This window comes from Phytobacter sp., assembly GCF_059074235.1.
In genome coordinates this window covers 1,593,017-1,611,564 of the sequence record NZ_JCACPZ010000004.1, presented here as the reverse complement: position 1 = coordinate 1,611,564, position 18,548 = coordinate 1,593,017, and the positions used below count along the sequence as shown (strand labels likewise).

Here is an 18,548-nt window from a genome sequence, read left to right as displayed (position 1 = left end):
AGGAGTGGGCATGCCACAACCGCAAATCTGGCTGGTGGAAGATGAGATAAGCATTGCCGATACGCTGATCTACATGCTGCAACAGGATGGCTTTGACGTCCGTGCCTTTGAACGTGGATTGCCGGTACTGGACGCGGCAACCCGGCAGTTACCCGATCTGGCAATCCTGGATGTGGGTCTGCCGGACATCAGCGGCTTTGAGCTGTGTCGACGCTTACTGGCCGTTGCGCCGGGCTTACCTGTGCTCTTTCTTACCGCCCGCAGCGATGAAATCGATAAGCTGCTGGGCCTGGAGATGGGGGCCGATGACTATATTGCTAAGCCTTTCTCACCGCGTGAAGTCTGCGCCCGGGTGCGCACCGTGCTGCGGCGTTTTCAGAAAGCGGCAACGCCGTCGACAAGCGTGCGCGTTGGACAATTTGAGCTGGACGAACCCGCGGCATTGATTCGCTGGTGTGGTGAGACGCTACCGTTGACGCGCTATGAATTCCTGCTGCTGAAAACGTTACTGCATGCGCCAGGCCGCGTTTTCTCCCGCCAGCAATTAATGGATCTTATTTGGGTGGATGCCGAAGAGAGTTTCGACCGTACCGTTGATACTCACATCAAGACGCTGCGTGCCAAACTGCGTGCGATCAATGCTGACACGACCCCCATCAATACTCATCGCGGGATGGGCTACAGTCTGGGAATTCGTTAATGCGCATCGGCATGCGGTTGTTACTGGGGTATTTCCTGATTGTGGCGGTGGCCGCGTGGTTCGTGCTGTCGATCTTCGTTCAAGAGATCAAGCCAGGCGTGCGCAGGGCGACTGAAGGGACGCTGATTGATACCGCCACGCTGCTGGCAGAGATCGCCCGTGGCGATTTGCTCTCCGGCGAGGCGCAAAAAGGGCAACTGGCGCAGGCATTCTCCTCGCTTTCGCAACGGGCTTTCAGAGCCAACATCAGCGGCATTCGCAAAGTGCGTAATGAGTACCATGTCTATATGACCGACGCCGCTGGCAGAGTGGTTTTCGACTCGGCGGGCAAAGCGCTGGGGGAGGATTATTCGCGCTGGAACGATGTCTGGCTGACGCTGCGCGGGAAATACGGGGCGCGCAGTACGCCTTCCGATCCAAACGATCCGGAAAGCACCGTGATGTATGTGGCGGCTCCCATCACCGATCAGGGGAAAATCATTGGCGTGCTCAGCGTGGGCAAACCCAACAGCGCCATTGCGCCAGTGATTAAACGCAGCGAGCGACGGATCCTTTGGGCGAGTGCCGCCTTGCTCGGGATCGCACTGATGATTGGTCTGGGTGTGGCGCTGTGGATTAACCGTTCAATCGGTAAACTGACGCGTTATGCCGATGCAGTGACAGAGAGCACGCCGCTGCCGCTGCCCTCACTCGGTAGTAGCGAGCTGCGTAAACTCGCGCACGCGCTGGAAAGCATGCGGCAGAAACTCGAGGGGAAAAATTATATTGAGCATTACGTACATGCATTGACCCATGAGCTGAAAAGCCCTCTTGCTGCCATTCGCGGTGCGGCAGAAATCCTCCACGAAAACCCCCCACCGAATGTGGCGGCTCATTTCACGGGGAATATACTCGCGCAAAATACCCGTATGCAGGCACTGGTGGAAAAGCTGCTCTCGCAGGCAAAACTGGAAAATCGCCAGGCGATTGCGCCGTCTCAAGTGAACCTCAGTGAGATTTTTTCGCAGCTTGCAGATGAACGTAGCGTTGTACTGGCGGGCAAACATCTCACTCTGGAGTGGGATGCGGCAGAAGTGGTCGCTACTGCCGATGTGGGGCTGCTCACTCAGGCGCTGGGGAACTTGCTGGATAACGCGATAGATTTTACTCCTGAGCAGGGGGTTATCCGTTTACAGGCCAGCGAAGAGGGGGAGAGTGTTACGATTGCGGTCTCCGACAACGGGCAGGGGATTCCGGATTACGCGCTGGATCGTATCTTTGAGCGCTTTTATTCACTGCCGCGTGAAGATGGCCATAAGAGCAGCGGCCTGGGACTCGCGTTTGTACAGGAAGTGGCGCGCTTGCATCAAGGGACCATTGAAATCGCAAATCGTCCGGAAGGGGGCGTGGAAGCGCGTCTGACACTTCACCGTCACTTCACATCACTTCAAATTCTCCCCACATAGCCCCTTTACCCTGCGTGCAATACAAAGGAGGGGCTATGTTGAAATCACCGTTATTCTGGAAAGTATTTACCCTGGTTGGGTGCATCTTTTTACTGCTGGTGCCGCTGATGATGGTCAGCAATTTGATCAAAGAACGAAGCGATTATCGTGACGAAGTATCAGACGCGTTGCGGCAAAGCAGTGCGGGGTCTCAGAAGCTGATCGGGCCGCTGATTGCCGTGCCGGTCACTGAAGTCACGACAGTACTGGAATCCACCAATGATGAGCCGCCTAAAGAGATCCATAGGACCAAAAGCTATATTCGATTCTGGTTGCCTGAGTCGCTGATGGTTGAGGGTAAACAGCAGGTTGAATCACGGCAAATCGGTATTTACAACGGTCAGGTCTGGCATGGCGATCTGTCTATAAAAGCGGAATTCGACCCCAAACGTTTTGGCCTTGAAGCCAATGAAAACCGACAGATTGGCGAGCCCTTTGTCGTGTTCGCCTTGAGCGATGCACGTGGTATCGGGCAGGTTCAAACAATGAAAATCAACGGTGAATCTCTTACCGTTGAGCCAGGTTCCGGCCTGATGAGTGATATGCAAGGAATGCATGTGCCGTTAGCATCGGCGGAGGCCACCCGCAAACCGCTTAAACTGGAGATGTCCTTCAGTCTTAACGGCACGGGCTCGCTTTCTGTCGTCCCCGTAGGTCGCAATAGCGAAATGACGCTGCTGAGCGACTGGCCGCATCCAGGGTTTATGGGCGATTTTCTGCCTGCCAAACGCGAAATCAGTACCAGTGGTTTTCAGGCGCACTGGCAAAGTACCTGGTTTGCTAACAACCTGGACAGCAAAATTCGCGATATGTTAAGTCTCAGCGATCAAAACGCATGGCGGCTGCCAGCCTTTAGCGTCAACATCGCCACGCCTGCTGACCAGTACCAACTGACGGATCGTGCCATTAAGTATGCGATCCTGTTGATTGCACTTATCTTCGCGGCGTTCTTTGTCTTTGAAAGCCTCACCGCCCGGCAGATGCACCCCATGGAATACCTGCTGGTGGGCCTCTCTCTGGTGATGTTTTATCTGGTGCTGCTGGCGTTGTCCGAGCACATTGGTTTCACACCGGCGTGGGTTACGGCCAGTTTGCTTGGCGGCATTATTAATGGCCTCTATTTGCAGGGTGTCATGAAAACCTGGCGCGCTAGTCTGCCTTTCACGGGGGCTCTGCTAGTACTGTACGGCGTGATGTGGAGTTTGCTGCACTCCGAAGACAGTGCTCTGTTGCTTGGGACAGGCGTCCTGTTTGCAGCACTGAGTACGGTGATGATGCTGACTCGTCGCTTTAACTGGTATTCGATTTCAGGTATCCGAAAAGTGCAGGCAGAAATAACGGAGCCGGTTGATGACGCGTTAAGGTTATGGAAGTAGCGGTAAGCAGATCGAGGGAATAAAAAAAGCGGCGCTGAGCGCCGCTTTTTGTCTGGATGCGTTGTCGTTATTCCTGCAAATCGCCACAGAAACGGTAACCTTCACCGTGAATGGTCGCGATAATTTCAGGTGTGTCCGGCGTAGATTCGAAGTGTTTACGAATACGACGGATGGTCACGTCGACAGTACGGTCATGCGGCTTAAGCTCGCGACCGGTCATTTTTTTCAGCAGTTCAGCACGAGACTGGATTTTGCCTGGGTTTTCACAGAAGTGCAGCATCGCACGGAACTCGCTGCGCGGCAGCTTATACTGTTCGCCATTCGGGCTCACCAGGGAGCGGCTGTTGATATCCAGTTCCCAACCGTTGAATTTGTAGCTATCAACGCTGCGACGTTCTTCGCTGATCGTTCCCAGGTTCATGGTACGAGACAGCAGGTTACGTGCACGAATGGTCAGTTCACGCGGGTTGAATGGCTTGGTGATGTAGTCGTCTGCACCGATTTCGAGACCGAGGATTTTATCGACTTCGTTATCACGGCCGGTCAGGAACATGAGTGCGACATTCGCCTGTTCGCGTAATTCACGGGCTAATAAAAGACCGTTTTTACCCGGCAGGTTGATGTCCATGATCACCAGGTTGATATCATTTTCAGACAGGATCTGATGCATTTCCGCGCCATCGGTCGCTTCGAAAACATCGTAGCCTTCTGCTTCGAAAATACTTTTTAACGTGTTGCGTGTTACCAACTCGTCTTCAACGATAAGAATGTGCGGGGTCTGCATGTTTGCTACCTAAATTGCCAACTAAATCGAAACAGGAAGTACAAAAGTCCCTGACCTGCCTGATACATGTCGAAAATTAACATGATCGGCGTAACATGACTAAAGTACGTAATTGCGTTCTTGATGCACTTTCCATCAACGTCAACAACATCATTAGCTTGGTCGTGGGTACTTTCCCTTTGGACCCGACAGCGTCAAAAACGGCTGTCATCCTAACCATTTTAACAGCAACATAACAGGCTAAGACGTAAGGGACACCCAATAAAACTACGCTTCGTTGACATATATCAAGTTCAATTGTAGCACGTTAACAGTTTGATGAAATATCCGTATCTTAATGCTAGCGAATTTCACAATATTTCAATAAACCAACTAGTTGCGAATATTAATTGATAAATATACTGAATCCAACAGAAGATTAAGATTACTTATCAAAATGCCATGAATAAACATAGGGATAAGTATGTTCTGTTAACATTCTTGCCAGTCATTCACCCATTCAACAGTTTAGCGTTTTTTAACCGTTGAGAAGGTGAAAATCAGTGATATCTGTTACATAATTGTAAATTTGCGACGCGTAAAATGATTACGATGGCGAAAATTAATACGTCAAATGATGAAGAAGAGAGCGAAAAATGCACCTGGCCGTTGTACTTGTTTCCCCCGCCAGAGCGGAGAATATTGGCGCTGCTGCACGCGCCATGAAAACGATGGGTTTCACAGATTTGCGTATTGTCGATAGCGTTGCGCATCTGGAAGAAGGGGCACGGCGCGTTGCGCATGGTGCGGGTGATATCCTTGATAATATTAAAACTTATTCTGATCTCGCGGACGCGCTGACGGATGTTCAGTTCACGGTCGCGACGACCGCACGCAGTCGGGCAAAGTTTCATTACTACGCCACACCTGAAGAGTTGGTGCCTCTTTTGCGGGAAAAAAGTGAATGGCTACATACCGGCGCGCTGGTTTTTGGCCGGGAAGATTCAGGCCTGACCAACGATGAACTGGTACTGGCCGATATTTTAACGGGTGTGCCCATGGTGGCAGATTATCCCTCGTTAAATCTGGGACAAGCAGTGATGGTGTACTGCTATCAATTAGCAACTTTAATACAAAATATGCCCGAAACGGTTACGGCAGGTGATGATAACCCGTTACGAGCACTTCGCATGCGTACCCATGCTTTGCTCGAAAGGCTCGACGTTGCTGATGATATCAAAATGGCGGACTGGCTCGATCAGCGTATTGGTGTTCTGGGGCAACGAGACACCGCAATGTTGCATCGACTGCTGCACGACATCGAAAAAAAACTTGCCGAGTAATATCTGGGTATAAGTATATTTTATAGTTTATGGTTCTGTTATATGGCTGGCTTTGTGGTCCTTACGGATCGTTATCTCCATCGGTGATAGTGCAGACGAAAAAGAGATAAAAGCGCTAAAAACTAAAAATTCGTTGACTTAAAGCGGCAGATACTTTAACCAATATAGGCACAGCGACAGACAGATAAAAATTACAGAGCACACAACATCCATGAAACGCATCAGCATCGTCACCACGATTATTACCACCACCACAATTACCACAGGTAACGGTGCGGGCTGACGCGTACAGGAAAAACAGAAAAAAGCCCGCACCTGAACAGTGCGGGCTTTTTTTTCGATCAAAGATCAAGGGGTATAACATGCGAGTGTTGAAGTTTGGCGGTACATCAGTGGCAAATGCGGAAAGGTTTCTGCGTGTTGCCGACATCCTGGAGAGTAATGCCAGGCAGGGGCAGGTGGCGACAGTGTTATCTGCCCCGGCGAAAATCACCAACCATCTGGTCGCCATGATTGAAAAAACCATTGGTGGTCAGGACGCCGTACCGAATATCAGTGATGCAGAAAGGATTTTTGCGGAGCTTCTCTCAGGACTCGCAGACGCCCAACCCGGCTTCCCACTCGCTCAGCTTAAAATTTTCGTTGAACAAGAATTTGCCCAGATCAAACATGTTCTGCACGGTATCAGCCTGCTTGGCCAGTGTCCGGACAGCATCAATGCGGCGCTGATCTGCCGTGGCGAAAAACTCTCTATCGCCATTATGGCCGGGCTTCTGGAAGCGCGTGGTCATAATGTGTCGGTGATTGATCCGGTCGAAAAGCTACTCGCTGTTGGCCACTACCTTGAATCTACTGTCGATATTACCGAATCTACGCGTCGCATCGCTGCAAGCCGAATACCTACTGACCACATGATCCTGATGGCCGGTTTTACCGCCGGTAATGAGAAGGGCGAGCTGGTCGTACTCGGACGTAATGGTTCTGACTACTCTGCTGCTGTACTGGCAGCGTGTCTGCGTGCGGATTGTTGTGAAATCTGGACGGACGTGGATGGCGTCTACACCTGCGATCCTCGCCAGGTACCGGATGCCCGCCTGCTGAAATCCATGTCGTACCAGGAAGCGATGGAGCTTTCTTACTTTGGTGCGAAGGTGCTTCACCCGCGTACGATTACCCCGATTGCCCAGTTCCAGATCCCTTGCCTTATCAAAAACACCGGCAACCCGCAGGCTCCAGGCACGTTGATTGGTGCCACTTCTGATGAAGATGGTCTGCCAGTGAAAGGTATTTCGAATCTGAACAACATGGCGATGTTCAGCGTGTCGGGCCCGGGCATGAAAGGCATGGTGGGAATGGCGGCTCGCGTATTTGCTGCTATGTCTCGTGCAGGTATTTCCGTTGTACTTATTACCCAATCTTCTTCTGAGTACAGCATCAGTTTCTGCGTGCCGCAGTCCGATTGTGCCCGCGCCCAGAGAGCGATGAGTGATGAATTCTTCCTTGAACTGAAAGAAGGTCTGCTGGAGCCGATCGCCGTGATGGAGCGTTTGGCCGTCATTTCGGTTGTCGGTGATGGTATGCGCACAATGCGTGGCATCTCTGCCAAATTCTTTGCTGCGCTGGCGCGTGCGAACATCAACATTGTGGCGATTGCGCAAGGTTCCTCTGAGCGTTCTATTTCCGTGGTGGTTAGCAACGATGATGCAACGACTGGTGTGCGTGTGACCCACCAGATGTTGTTTAACACCGATCAGGTCATTGAAGTGTTTGTCATCGGTGTGGGCGGTGTGGGTAGCGCACTGCTGGAACAACTTAAGCGTCAGCAGGCGTGGCTAAAGAACAAACATATCGATTTGCGCGTGTGCGGCGTGGCGAACTCAAAAGCGCTGCTCACCAATGTGCACGGCCTGAATCTGGAAAACTGGCAGGCAGAACTGGCGGAAGCGAAAGAGCCGTTCAACCTTGGGCGTCTGATCCGTCTGGTGAAAGAGTATCATCTGCTTAACCCGGTGATTGTCGACTGTACCTCTAACCAAAGCGTTGCCGACCAGTATGCCGACTTCCTGCGTGAAGGTTTCCATGTGGTCACGCCGAACAAAAAGGCCAACACTTCATCGATGGATTACTACCATCAGTTGCGCCACGCCGCGGCAAAGTCGCGTCGTAAATTCCTCTATGACACCAACGTCGGTGCGGGGCTGCCGGTTATCGAGAACCTGCAAAACCTGCTCAACGCAGGGGATGAGCTACAGCGCTTCTCCGGTGTGTTGTCAGGTTCACTCTCTTTCATTTTCGGGAAACTGGATGAGGGCATGAGTCTGTCGGACGCGACAAAAGCGGCGCGTGAAATCGGCTTTACTGAGCCAGATCCGCGTGATGATCTCTCCGGTATGGATGTCGCACGTAAGCTGTTGATTCTGGCTCGTGAAACCGGACGTGAGCTGGAACTTTCCGATATCATCATTGAGCCTGTCCTGCCGTCCACCTTTGACGACGGTGGTGATGTTGCTGAATTTATGGATCGCCTGCCGCAACTGGACGATGCCTTTGCTGCTCGCGTGGCGAAAGCGCGGGATGAAGGAAAGGTGTTGCGCTATGTCGGTAATATCGAAGAAGACGGTTCTTGCCGGGTGAAAATCGCCGAAGTTGATGGCAACGATCCGCTTTATAAAGTGAAAAATGGCGAAAACGCCCTCGCATTCTACAGCCACTACTACCAGCCAATTCCGTTGGTGCTGCGTGGTTACGGTGCGGGTAATGACGTAACGGCTGCGGGTGTGTTTGCTGACCTGTTACGCACTCTTTCCTGGAAGTTGGGAGTTTAAGATGGTGAAAGTATATGCTCCGGCCTCCAGTGCCAATATGAGCGTGGGTTTTGATGTACTGGGCGCTGCAGTGACACCTGTCGATGGGACGCTGCTCGGGGACAATGTTTCGGTTGAGGCGGCTGACAGCTTCAGCCTGAAAAATGTCGGGCGCTTCGCCAGCAAGCTGCCGACTAATCCGCAAGAGAATATCGTCTATCAGTGCTGGGAACGCTTCTGCCAGGAGATCGGTAAAACTGTTCCGGTAGCGATGACGCTTGAAAAAAACATGCCGATTGGTTCTGGTTTGGGGTCGAGCGCCTGTTCCGTTGTTGCCGCACTGGTCGCCATGAACGAATACTGTGGTAAGCCGCTGAACGACAGCAAAATGTTGGCGATCATGGGTGAGCTGGAAGGGCGTATCTCAGGCAGCATTCACTACGATAACGTCGCGCCTTGCTTCCTCGGCGGCATGCAATTGATGATTGAGGAAAACGGCATTATCAGTCAGCAGGTGCCATGCTTTGATGAGTGGTTATGGGTGCTTGCTTATCCGGGTATTAAAGTATCGACGGCTGAAGCGCGCGCTATCCTGCCGGCACAATATCGTCGCCAGGATTGTATTGCCCACGGGCGGCATCTGGCAGGCTTTATTCATGCCTGCTATTCGCGTCAGCCTGCGCTTGCTGCGAAGTTAATGAAAGATGTGATTGCTGAGCCGTACCGCACCAAACTGCTGCCGGGCTTTAATGAAGCACGTCAGGCGGTAGCGGATATCGGCGCAATCTCCTGCGGGATTTCGGGGTCTGGTCCGACGCTGTTTGCGTTGTGCGATAAAACCGAAACGGCGCAACGTGTGGCAGACTGGCTGAGCAAACACTATTTGCAAAATCAGGAAGGCTTTGTTCATATTTGCCGTCTGGATACGACGGGTGCACGAGTAGTGGGATAACCAATGAAACTCTATAACTTAAAAGATCATAACGAACAGGTCAGTTTCGCGCAGGCCATCACGCAAGGCCTGGGCAAGAATCAGGGGCTCTTTTTTCCGCACGATCTGCCGGAATTTAGCCTGACAGAAATCGATGAAATGCTGGAGCAGGATTTCATCACTCGCAGTGCGAAGATCCTCGGTGCGTTCATCGGTGATGAGCTGCCGCAAGAGGTGCTGGAAGCGCGCGTTCGTGATGCGTTTGCCTTCCCGGCGCCGGTGAAACCGGTGGAGAGCGACATCGGCTGTCTGGAGTTGTTCCACGGTCCAACGCTGGCCTTTAAAGACTTCGGCGGCCGCTTTATGGCGCAGATGCTGACCACCATCAGCGGCGACAAGCCAGTGACTATCCTCACCGCCACTTCCGGTGATACCGGTGCTGCGGTGGCGCATGCGTTTTACGGTCTGAAAAACGTGCGCGTGGTTATCCTCTACCCGAACGGCAAAATCAGCCCGCTTCAGGAGAAACTGTTCTGTACGCTGGGTGGCAACATTGAAACGGTTGCTATTGATGCTGACTTTGATGCCTGCCAGGCGTTGGTGAAACAGGCATTCGATGATGAAGAGTTGAAAGTGGCGCTGGGTCTGAACTCAGCCAACTCCATCAACATCAGCCGCCTGCTGGCACAGATTTGCTACTACTTTGAAGCGGTGGCACAGCTTCCGCAGGAAGCGCGCAACCAGCTGGTGGTTTCCGTGCCGAGCGGCAACTTTGGCGACCTGACTGCTGGCCTGCTGGCGAAGTCTCTGGGTCTGCCGATCAAGCGCTTTATCGCTGCTACCAATGCCAACGACACCGTGCCACGTTTCCTGCAGGAAGGTGAGTGGAAGCCAAAAGCGACGCAGGCCACCCTGTCGAACGCGATGGACGTCAGCCAGCCTAACAACTGGCCGCGTGTTGAAGAACTGTTCCGTCGTAAAATCTGGCGTCTGAACGAGCTGGGCTATGCGGCGGTTGACGATGAAACCACCAAAGAGACTATGCGCGAGCTGAAAGGTAAGGGTTATCTTTCCGAGCCTCATGCTGCAATCGCCTACCGTGCGCTGCGCGATCAACTGCATCCGGGCGAGTATGGTCTGTTCCTTGGAACCGCCCATCCGGCGAAGTTCAAAGAGAGCGTGGAAGAGATCCTGGGTGAACCGCTGGTGCTGCCGAAAGAGCTGGCAGAGCGTGCTGACCTGGAACTCTTGTCTCACCATCTGCCTGCTGATTTTGCTGAGTTACGCAAACTGATGATGAGTAAAGCGTAAGCGTCAGACGAAAATCTAAAAAGCCGGGTCGCGTCACTGCTTCCCGGCTTTTTTTCGCGCAAATACGGAGAAATTGCGACGCAATTGCGCAGAAAAAATGGAGGAATTCCCAATAAATGCGGGCACTTAAATATTAGGATTGCAGATAATAACAAGCCGTCATCACTTTGCATAAGCTCCTTACATCAGCCCGGAAAGGGCAAGATGAACAAAGGAGTAACCCATGTTGAAACCTGTATTCTTAGCGCTTTCGTTGTTGATGGTGGCTCCGCTGGCGGCACAAGCTGCTGAAATTACCCTTGTACCTGCGGTGAAACTGCAAATTGGCGACAGTGATAATTATGGCAATCGCTGGGATGGGGGACGCTGGCGTGACCACGACTGGTGGAACCGTCATTATGAGATGCGCGATGACCACTGGCGACCGCATCATGAAGAGTTTCGCGACCATCATGACGATCGCCATGATGACCGACACGACGACCGTGGTCCGGGGCCGGACTGGCGTCGTTAATTCTATTCATCCCGTCTCCGTACTGTACGGAGACGGGGTGTGATTACTGCTCGTGACGCTTAAAGACCAGTTCGCCTTTCCCTGACTGCTCTTCATCAAAGAAATAGCCTTCACTGTTAAACCCGGTTAACTGCTCAGGTTTTGTCAGGCGTTTTTCGATAATGTAACGGCTCATCAGCCCACGTGCTTTTTTGGCATAGAAGCTAATGACTTTGAATTTGCCGTTTTTCTCATCCAGGAAGACCGGCTTGATGATTTGCGCATTCAGGCTTTTTGGCTTCACTGATTTGAAGTATTCATCGGAGGCCAGATTGACCACCACATCATCGCCTTGCGCTTTAATGGCGTCGTTAAGCTTCTGAGTTATGGTCTCTCCCCAGAACTGATAGAGATCTTTGCCCTTCGCGTTTTCCAGACGAATGCCCATCTCCAGGCGGTACGGCTGCATCAGATCCAGCGGACGTAACACCCCATAGAGACCAGAGAGCATACGCAGATGCTGCTGGGCAAAATCGAAATCAGCTTCAGAGAAGGTTTCTGCCTGTAAGCCGGTATAAACATCCCCCTTGAACGCCAGAATGGCCTGACGGGCATTTTTCAGCGTGAAGTCTGGCTGCCAGTCATGGAAGCGGGTGGCGTTCAGGTCGGCAAGTTTGTCGCTGATCCCCATTAACGCTTTGATTTGCGGGGCAGTCAGTTGACGTGCCACGTCGATGAGCTGCTGCGAGTGATCGAGCAGTTCTGGCTGAGTGAAGCGCGTTGTGGCCAGCTCACTTTGATAATCCAGCGTTTTTGCGGGGGAGATGAGAATCAGCATATTCAGTCCTTGCAGGGAATTTGTTGCTGATTTTAACAAAAAAGCCCAAGGGATTGATCAATAGTTGTGATTGTCAGCAGGCTTCTCTGTCTCATTGTCCCACGCGCCCGGTGCCAGTTGCCGCTTGATTTCCGGATAACGGCTGGCTTTGAAAACGGGGGTAACGCCAAGCCTTCGTTGGCGCAAATAGTCACCTGCAATAATGCTGACGACGGGGGAGAGCAGCAGAATAGCCGTCAGGTTGGTGATAGCCATAAATGCCATAATCACATCGGCCAGATGCCAAAGTAACGGCAAACGTAACAATGAACCCACCAGCACCATGAGCAGTATGCCGCTGCGTAACAACCAGATATTCCGTCGGCTGTTTAAGCGCAGAAAAATCAGGTTGTTCTCTGCGTAGAGGTAGTTAACGGCAATCGAACTCAACGCGAACAAGAAGACGATCAAAGCAACAAAGCTGGCTCCCCAGTTACCGGTTAAGGCCACCATGGCCTCCTGTACCATCTGAGTGCCGTTGAAGGTGCCCTCGGCTGGCGTGACGTTGGCCAGCAGCAGAATAAAGGCGCTGGCGGTACACACCATAAAAGTATCTACGACCACGCCAATCATCTGCACAAATCCTTGCGCGGCGGGGTGAGGGGGAGAAGAAGCGGCCATTGCTGCGGCATTAGGCGCTGATCCCATTCCCGCTTCGTTGGAAAACATGCTGCGCTGAAAACCACTGGTGAGCGCCTGGCTGATGGTATATCCCATGGTGCCCGCAGCGGCTTCCTGCCAGCCAAATGCACTTCTGAAAATCGACTCGATGATGCCTGGAATCTGGGCAAAGTGCCCCATGCTGACCGCGATGCTCATCACCACCCAGGCGCTCGCCATAATTGGGACCATCCATTGCATCACGCCAGCAACGCTACGCAAACCTCGGGTGATCAGGAGCAGGATGAGAACGGCAAGCACAATGCCGGTAATGATGTGATGCACGCCCCAGGCGTAGTGCACGGCGCGCGCCACTGAGTTGGCCTGGATAGTGTTAAAAATCAGGCCATAGGCGAGCAGCAGGAATACGGAGAACAGAACGCCCATCCAGCGCATGCCCAGTCCACGGGCCATATACCACGCTGGACCACCGCGAAACTGTTGGTTTGCATCTCGTTCTTTGTAGAGTTGCGCCAGTGTACATTCGGCAAAGCAGGTTGCCATGCCGATGAATGCGGAGACCCACATCCAGAAAATGGCGCCAGGGCCACCGGAGGTAATCGCGAAGGCGACACCCGCCAGATTACCGCTCCCTACGCGACCTGCAAGACTGAGAAAGAGCGCCTGGTAAGAGGTCAGCCCGCCAGACTGAGCGCTACTGCGGCTTTTGAGATTGCGATAGAAGTCACCTACTAGCCGAAAGGGGATAAATTTGCTGCGAAAGGCGAACCAGATGCCTGCTGCAAGCAGCAAATAAAGCATCAATGAACCCCAAAGCATTTCACTGATAAAGGAGAAAAATTCAGGCATTAACATCCCTCTTGTCTATGCCAGGTCGCAGGGTAATAAGCGGCGCTATTATTAATAGCGCACTACTTTGCAGGCAATTAATAAATCGAGTTTATCATAATTACGCAACTTCACTGCGCGGTTGCGCTGCCTGTGCGTCGTGTTATCATCAGGGAAGACCGGTTACATCCCCCTAACAAGTTCAAAGAGAAACACTATCATGACGGATAAATTGACTTCTCTGCGTCAATACACCACAGTCGTGGCTGACACCGGAGATATCGCGGCAATGAAGCTGTACCAGCCGCAAGACGCGACCACCAACCCTTCTCTGATTCTTGGCGCTGCCCAAATTCCTGAATACCGTAAACTGATTGATGACGCGATTGTCTGGGCTAAAGGCCAGAGCAGCGATCGTGCTCAGCAGGTTATCGATGCATCAGACAAACTGGCAGTGAATATCGGTCTCGAAATCCTGAAGCTGATCCCAGGTCGTATCTCTACTGAAGTTGATGCACGTCTGTCTTACGACACTGAAGCCTCAATTGCCAAAGCTAAACACCTGATCAAACTGTACAACGATGCTGGCATCAGCAACGATCGTATTCTGATCAAACTGGCTTCCACCTGGCAGGGGATCCGTGCTGCAGAGCAGCTGGAAAAAGAAGGCATCAACTGTAACCTGACTCTGCTGTTCTCCTTCGCTCAGGCGCGTGCATGTGCAGAAGCAGGTGTCTTCCTGATTTCTCCGTTCGTGGGCCGTATCCTCGACTGGTACAAAGCCAACACTGACAAGAAAGAGTACGCACCGGCTGAAGATCCAGGCGTGGTGTCGGTGACTGAAATCTACCAGTACTACAAACAGCACGGTTACGAAACCGTTGTTATGGGCGCAAGCTTCCGTAACCTCGGCGAAATTCTGGAACTGGCTGGCTGCGACCGTCTGACCATCGCCCCGGGCCTGCTGAAAGAGCTGGCTGAGAGCGAAGGCGCTATCGAGCGTAAACTGTCTTACACTGGCGAAGTAAAAGCGCGTCCGGAACGTATCACCGAAGCGCAGTTCTTCTGGCAGCACAACCAGGATCCGATGGCAGTAGACAAGCTGGCGGACGGTATCCGTAAGTTTGCTGTTGACCAGGAAAAACTGGAAAAAATGATCGGCGACCTGCTGTAATCATTCTGCGTGACCGGGCCTCCGGTCACGCTTCCCCTCTGTCTGCATCTCCCTTCAGCGTGTATCATTTCCGTAAGTCATACTTTTTTATACGGAATGAATATGGACACATTACGCATTGGTTTAGTTTCTGTTTCTGACCGCGCCTCCAGCGGTATTTATCAGGACAAAGGCATCCCGGCGCTTGAAGAGTGGCTTGCTGCCACACTGACCACCCCTTTTTCCATCGAAACGCGATTAATCCCGGATGAGCAAAGCATCATTGAGCAGACGCTGTGCGAGCTGGTGGATGAAATGAGCTGTCACCTGGTGCTGACCACCGGCGGAACCGGGCCTGCGCGCCGCGATGTGACCCCCGATGCCACGCTGGCGGTAGCCGATCGTGAAATGCCCGGCTTTGGCGAGCAAATGCGCCAGATTAGCCTCAACTTTGTGCCGACGGCGATCCTCTCCCGTCAGGTGGGGGTGATCCGCAAACAGGCGCTGATCCTCAATTTACCAGGCCAACCTAAGTCCATCAAAGAGACGCTGGAAGGGCTGAAAGATGACGAGGGTAACGTAAAAGTGCCGGGGATTTTTGCAAGTGTACCGTATTGTGTACAGTTGCTTGATGGTCCTTATGTGGAGACTGACCCGGCGAGGGTAGCGTCTTTCCGTCCAAAAAGCGCAAGGCGCGAAACAATCTCCTAAAAGTAGTGGTTTTTTGATTTAAGTTACACGGACACTGGAGTGTTGATTTATTTACGGTATAGTAATTTTTAATTTACAGTTAGCGTAAAAACCTAAATCAACACCTCCTCTTTACAAATGGTCCGTTATGTCAAAACACACACGCCCTCTGAATAAACAGGATTACAAAACTCTCACGCTTGCCGCATTAGGTGGGGCGCTGGAGTTTTACGACTTCATCATCTTCGTTTTCTTTGCGGCCGTTGTGGGAGAGCTTTTCTTCCCGGCGGATATCCCTGAATGGCTGCGTCAGGTGCAGACCTTCGGTATTTTTGCCGCAGGTTATCTGGCGCGTCCGCTGGGCGGCATTGTGATGGCGCACTTTGGCGATCTGGTCGGACGTAAAAAGATGTTCACCCTCAGCATCCTGCTGATGGCGATCCCCACTCTGGCGATTGGTCTGCTGCCGACCTACGCGTCGGTGGGCATTGCCGCGCCGTTGTTGTTGTTGCTGATGCGTGTGCTTCAGGGAGCGGCAATCGGCGGTGAAGTACCGGGCGCATGGGTATTTGTGGCTGAGCATGTACCTGAACGGCGCATTGGTATTGCTTGCGGGACCTTAACAGCAGGACTGACCGTCGGGATCCTATTGGGCTCGGTTGTGGCGACGCTCATCAACACCAGCATGACGCCACAGGCGATTCATGATGGCGGCTGGCGTGTGCCGTTCCTGCTCGGTGGAGCATTTGGCCTGGTGGCCATGTACCTGCGTCGTTGGTTACAAGAAACGCCCGTCTTCCTTGAAATGCAGCAGCGTAAAGCCCTGGCGCAAGAACTGCCGGTTAAAGCTGTGGTGCTGAAACACAAAAAGGCGGTGGTCGTCTCCATGCTGCTGACCTGGCTGCTTTCGGCATGCATTGTCGTTGTGATCCTGATGTCTCCCGTCTGGCTGCAAAAACAGTACGGCTTTGCCCCTGCGCTGACTTTACAGGCCAACAGTATCGCCACAATTATGCTTTGTTTCGGTTGCCTGATTGCCGGCCTGATAGTTGACCGGGTTGGCCCAGGTAAGACCTTTATTGTCGGTGGGATCCTGCTCGCCTGCTCAAGCTGGTTGTTCTATCACCAGGTTGGCAGCCATCCGGAGCAGCTGTTTGCTCTCTACGGTCTGGTCGGACTGTCTGTGGGGATTGTGGGGGCCGTGCCGTACGTGATGGTGCGTGCCTTCCCGGCAGAAGTGCGTTTCACCGGTATTTCCTTCTCGTACAACGTCTCCTATGCCATTTTCGGTGGCCTGACGCCGATCGCCGTCACGGTGCTGATGGGCGTTTCCCCAATGGCACCCGCCTGGTACGTGCTGGCGTTGGCGCTGATTGGTCTGGGTCTGGGGATCTGGCTGCGTCAGGATTGGGTCGCAGCGCAAAACCCGGTGCTTGCCAAATCCACACACTAACGCTGTTTTAACGTTGCCCGTCTGCCGAGGAAAAAACAGGTCATCGGTAGGGGTAACGTCACGATAAGCAGCATCCACAGCAGGGTATAAATCGCGTCGACACCGTCGTTTTGCAGGTTGGTGTAGAGTTTGACCGGGATACCCTGCGGAAAATAAGCAAAGATCATCACAATGCCAAATTCGCCGACTGCCCGCACCCAGGCCAGCGTTACGGCGGAGGCCAGGCCAGGAAAGGCCAGTGGCAAAGTGAGAAAGCGAAAACGATTCCAGCCTGACGCGCCGAGCGTCTGGCCCGCTTCGAGAATATCTTTCGGTACGGTCGCGAAGGCCGAGCGCGCCACCACTATGAAGTAGGGCAACGCACCGTAAACCTGCGCCAGTACGAACGCAGCCGGATTGTTGACCAGCGTCACCCCAATTCGTGAAATCCACTCCCCAACCAGACCATAAGGCCCAAAAGCCGAGACCAGCAGAATGCCCATTGCCAACGGTGGGGTAAGCAACGGAACCATTACCAGCAGCTCGCCAATCAGTCGCTTACGCCCGGAAGCCTGTGACAGCCACCAGGCGGCAGGTACGCCGAGTGCGATAATGATGCCAAGCGACAACATACCCAGCCCCATGGAAACGGCAATGGCGTTGTCGTCACGCCAGGCCAGTTGCAGATGGTGCCAGGGGGTGACGCTGACCAGCGTAATGAAGGGGATACTGAGCAGTAAAAGCGCGGGCAGGGAGAGCCAGCCCGCGACCCAGCCCGGACGTCTTAACGGGCGTATAGCGCATCCCCTTTCGGCTCTGCGTAACCATATTGTTTAAACAGAGCCTGGCCTGCCGGGCTTTGCAGGAAGGAGACAAATTTCTTCCCTTGATCCACGCCGTTAGGCGCATTTTTCAGTACCGCAGCGTAGAAGACCATCGGCTGAGTATGCAGCACCTGATCTTTACCCTGGCTGTCTTTGATGGTGAAGCTGACGGTGTCATACCACTGTTTCGCCATTGCCGGGTTACTCAGGTTGATCTCATCCGGCAGGGCAACGTAGGGGAGGTGAGCAGAACGCACTTCGCTTTCATACCCGGCGGCAGCATCAACCTGGCCGCTCTCCAGACGCGCCAGCAGGCCGCCTTCCTGGTGAGTTTGCTCCGGGTTTTGCAGCGAACCTAAAATCTTGTCGGCAATGCCCGGCATCTTGTAATACTTCTCAGCCAGCAGCAGTGTGAAGACGATGTTTTGCCCTTTTGGATCGACATACGGATCGGTGCGGCCAAAGGAAACGTCTTTCTGCGCCAGCAGATTCAGCCATGACGGATCTTTTTTCTCATTGGCTTGGGCAAACTGGGCGGCATATTTCCCTTTCGGGCTGTAAGCAATGACCATACTGGTGCTGGCAACCGGTACCGCATCGTCGATCAGGCCGGCATCTTTAAGGATTTGCATGGGGCCAGGGTTGATGGAGACGAACACGTCAGCTTCGATTTTGTGGCTCGCCAGCAGGCGTGCCATACCGTACGCGCCCTGTCCTTGCCCTTGATAATCACCGTTTTCTGTTTTGGCAAACGCCGGGCCCATGCCCTGATCCATGACTTTACCCATCGAACCGGCATAGGTAACACGGATGTCTTTCGCCATTGCCATGGACGCACACTGCAACAGCGCTACCGTCAGTAGCCCTAACTTCACTTTTCCTGAAATCATTTTGCTCTCTCGTTATGTATTTTTTTGC

General features: G+C 52.9%; 18 protein-coding genes and 1 other annotated feature. Of the genes, 13 read left to right on the top strand and 5 right to left on the bottom strand.

Going from position 1 to position 18,548, the window contains the following annotated elements:
- Positions 1-10: 10 nt before the first annotated feature.
- The 3 genes from creB to creD are packed head-to-tail and all read left to right on the top strand — an operon-like array spanning position 11 to position 3,560.
- Entirely contained in the window at positions 11-700 is a 690-nt protein-coding gene (gene creB, locus AC5JPW_RS11550; RefSeq protein WP_494240389.1) for a two-component system response regulator CreB, read from the top strand.
- Positions 700-2,145, top strand: a complete 1,446-nt coding sequence (gene creC, locus AC5JPW_RS11545; RefSeq protein ID WP_494240388.1) for a two-component system sensor histidine kinase CreC — start codon at positions 700-702, stop codon at positions 2,143-2,145. Before creB ends, creC begins: the two co-directional genes overlap by 1 nt.
- Positions 2,146-2,180: 35 nt before the next feature.
- Positions 2,181-3,560, top strand: coding sequence for a cell envelope integrity protein CreD (creD, locus tag AC5JPW_RS11540; RefSeq protein WP_494240386.1), 1,380 nt, complete (start codon positions 2,181-2,183; stop codon positions 3,558-3,560).
- A 67-nt stretch (positions 3,561-3,627) separates the two neighbouring features.
- Here creD and arcA read toward each other — a convergent pair whose 3' ends face one another.
- Positions 3,628-4,344, bottom strand: a complete 717-nt coding sequence (arcA, locus tag AC5JPW_RS11535; protein WP_437431093.1) for a two-component system response regulator ArcA — start codon at positions 4,342-4,344, stop codon at positions 3,628-3,630.
- A gap of 95 nt (positions 4,345-4,439) precedes the next feature.
- Between arcA and yjjY the strand changes: the two genes are divergently transcribed.
- The 7 genes from yjjY to AC5JPW_RS11500 all read left to right on the top strand — a co-directional run bounded on the left by yjjY (position 4,440) and on the right by AC5JPW_RS11500 (position 11,226).
- Entirely contained in the window at positions 4,440-4,580 is a 141-nt protein-coding gene (gene yjjY / locus AC5JPW_RS11530) for a YjjY family protein (protein WP_121497538.1), read from the top strand.
- A gap of 399 nt (positions 4,581-4,979) precedes the next feature.
- On the top strand, positions 4,980-5,666 hold the full coding sequence (locus tag AC5JPW_RS11525) for a tRNA/rRNA methyltransferase (RefSeq protein ID WP_494240383.1): 687 nt from the start codon (positions 4,980-4,982) through the stop codon (positions 5,664-5,666).
- Between the two features lie 211 nt (positions 5,667-5,877).
- Positions 5,878-5,949, top strand: coding sequence for a thr operon leader peptide (gene thrL, locus AC5JPW_RS11520; protein ID WP_072042696.1), 72 nt, complete (start codon positions 5,878-5,880; stop codon positions 5,947-5,949).
- Positions 5,885-6,005: a sequence feature (Thr leader region), on the top strand. It overlaps the preceding gene by 65 nt.
- Positions 6,006-6,028: 23 nt before the next feature.
- On the top strand, positions 6,029-8,491 hold the full coding sequence (gene thrA / locus AC5JPW_RS11515; RefSeq protein WP_494240382.1) for a bifunctional aspartate kinase/homoserine dehydrogenase I: 2,463 nt from the start codon (positions 6,029-6,031) through the stop codon (positions 8,489-8,491).
- 1 nt (position 8,492) lies between these two features.
- Complete coding sequence (gene thrB / locus AC5JPW_RS11510; RefSeq protein ID WP_494240380.1) at positions 8,493-9,422, top strand: homoserine kinase; 930 nt, start codon at positions 8,493-8,495, stop codon at positions 9,420-9,422.
- A 3-nt stretch (positions 9,423-9,425) separates the two neighbouring features.
- The gene (gene thrC / locus AC5JPW_RS11505; protein WP_494240379.1) at positions 9,426-10,712 is read left to right on the top strand and encodes a threonine synthase; all 1,287 of its coding nucleotides are present in this window, start codon (positions 9,426-9,428) and stop codon (positions 10,710-10,712) included.
- Positions 10,713-10,935: 223 nt separating this feature from the next.
- The gene (locus AC5JPW_RS11500; protein WP_494240377.1) at positions 10,936-11,226 is read left to right on the top strand and encodes a DUF2502 domain-containing protein; all 291 of its coding nucleotides are present in this window, start codon (positions 10,936-10,938) and stop codon (positions 11,224-11,226) included.
- Positions 11,227-11,269: 43 nt separating this feature from the next.
- Here the strand turns inward: AC5JPW_RS11500 and yaaA are convergent, their stop codons facing one another.
- On the bottom strand, positions 11,270-12,043 hold the full coding sequence (yaaA, locus tag AC5JPW_RS11495; RefSeq protein WP_494240375.1) for a peroxide stress protein YaaA: 774 nt from the start codon (positions 12,041-12,043) through the stop codon (positions 11,270-11,272).
- A gap of 57 nt (positions 12,044-12,100) precedes the next feature.
- Positions 12,101-13,552: an alanine/glycine:cation symporter family protein gene (locus AC5JPW_RS11490; protein WP_494240374.1), complete on the bottom strand. Its 1,452-nt coding sequence runs from the start codon at positions 13,550-13,552 to the stop codon at positions 12,101-12,103.
- 199 nt (positions 13,553-13,751) lie between these two features.
- On the opposite strand from AC5JPW_RS11490, the gene tal reads away from it, so the two are divergent.
- The 3 genes from tal (at position 13,752) to AC5JPW_RS11475 (ending at position 16,827) form a co-directional block, all read left to right on the top strand.
- Entirely contained in the window at positions 13,752-14,705 is a 954-nt protein-coding gene (gene tal / locus AC5JPW_RS11485; protein WP_494240373.1) for a transaldolase, read from the top strand.
- A 102-nt stretch (positions 14,706-14,807) separates the two neighbouring features.
- A complete protein-coding gene (mog, locus tag AC5JPW_RS11480; RefSeq protein ID WP_494240371.1) occupies positions 14,808-15,395 on the top strand; it encodes a molybdopterin adenylyltransferase in 588 nt (195 codons plus the stop codon).
- Between the two features lie 127 nt (positions 15,396-15,522).
- A complete protein-coding gene (locus tag AC5JPW_RS11475) occupies positions 15,523-16,827 on the top strand; it encodes an MFS transporter (protein WP_494240369.1) in 1,305 nt (434 codons plus the stop codon).
- Here the strand turns inward: AC5JPW_RS11475 and AC5JPW_RS11470 are convergent.
- The gene (locus tag AC5JPW_RS11470; RefSeq protein WP_494241212.1) at positions 16,824-17,603 is read right to left on the bottom strand and encodes a molybdate ABC transporter permease subunit; all 780 of its coding nucleotides are present in this window, start codon (positions 17,601-17,603) and stop codon (positions 16,824-16,826) included. The two genes, AC5JPW_RS11475 and AC5JPW_RS11470, sit on opposite strands and share 4 nt — an antisense overlap.
- Positions 17,591-18,520: an extracellular solute-binding protein gene (locus AC5JPW_RS11465; RefSeq protein WP_494240367.1), complete on the bottom strand. Its 930-nt coding sequence runs from the start codon at positions 18,518-18,520 to the stop codon at positions 17,591-17,593. Before AC5JPW_RS11465 ends, AC5JPW_RS11470 begins: the two co-directional genes overlap by 13 nt.
- Positions 18,521-18,548: the final 28 nt, after the last annotated feature.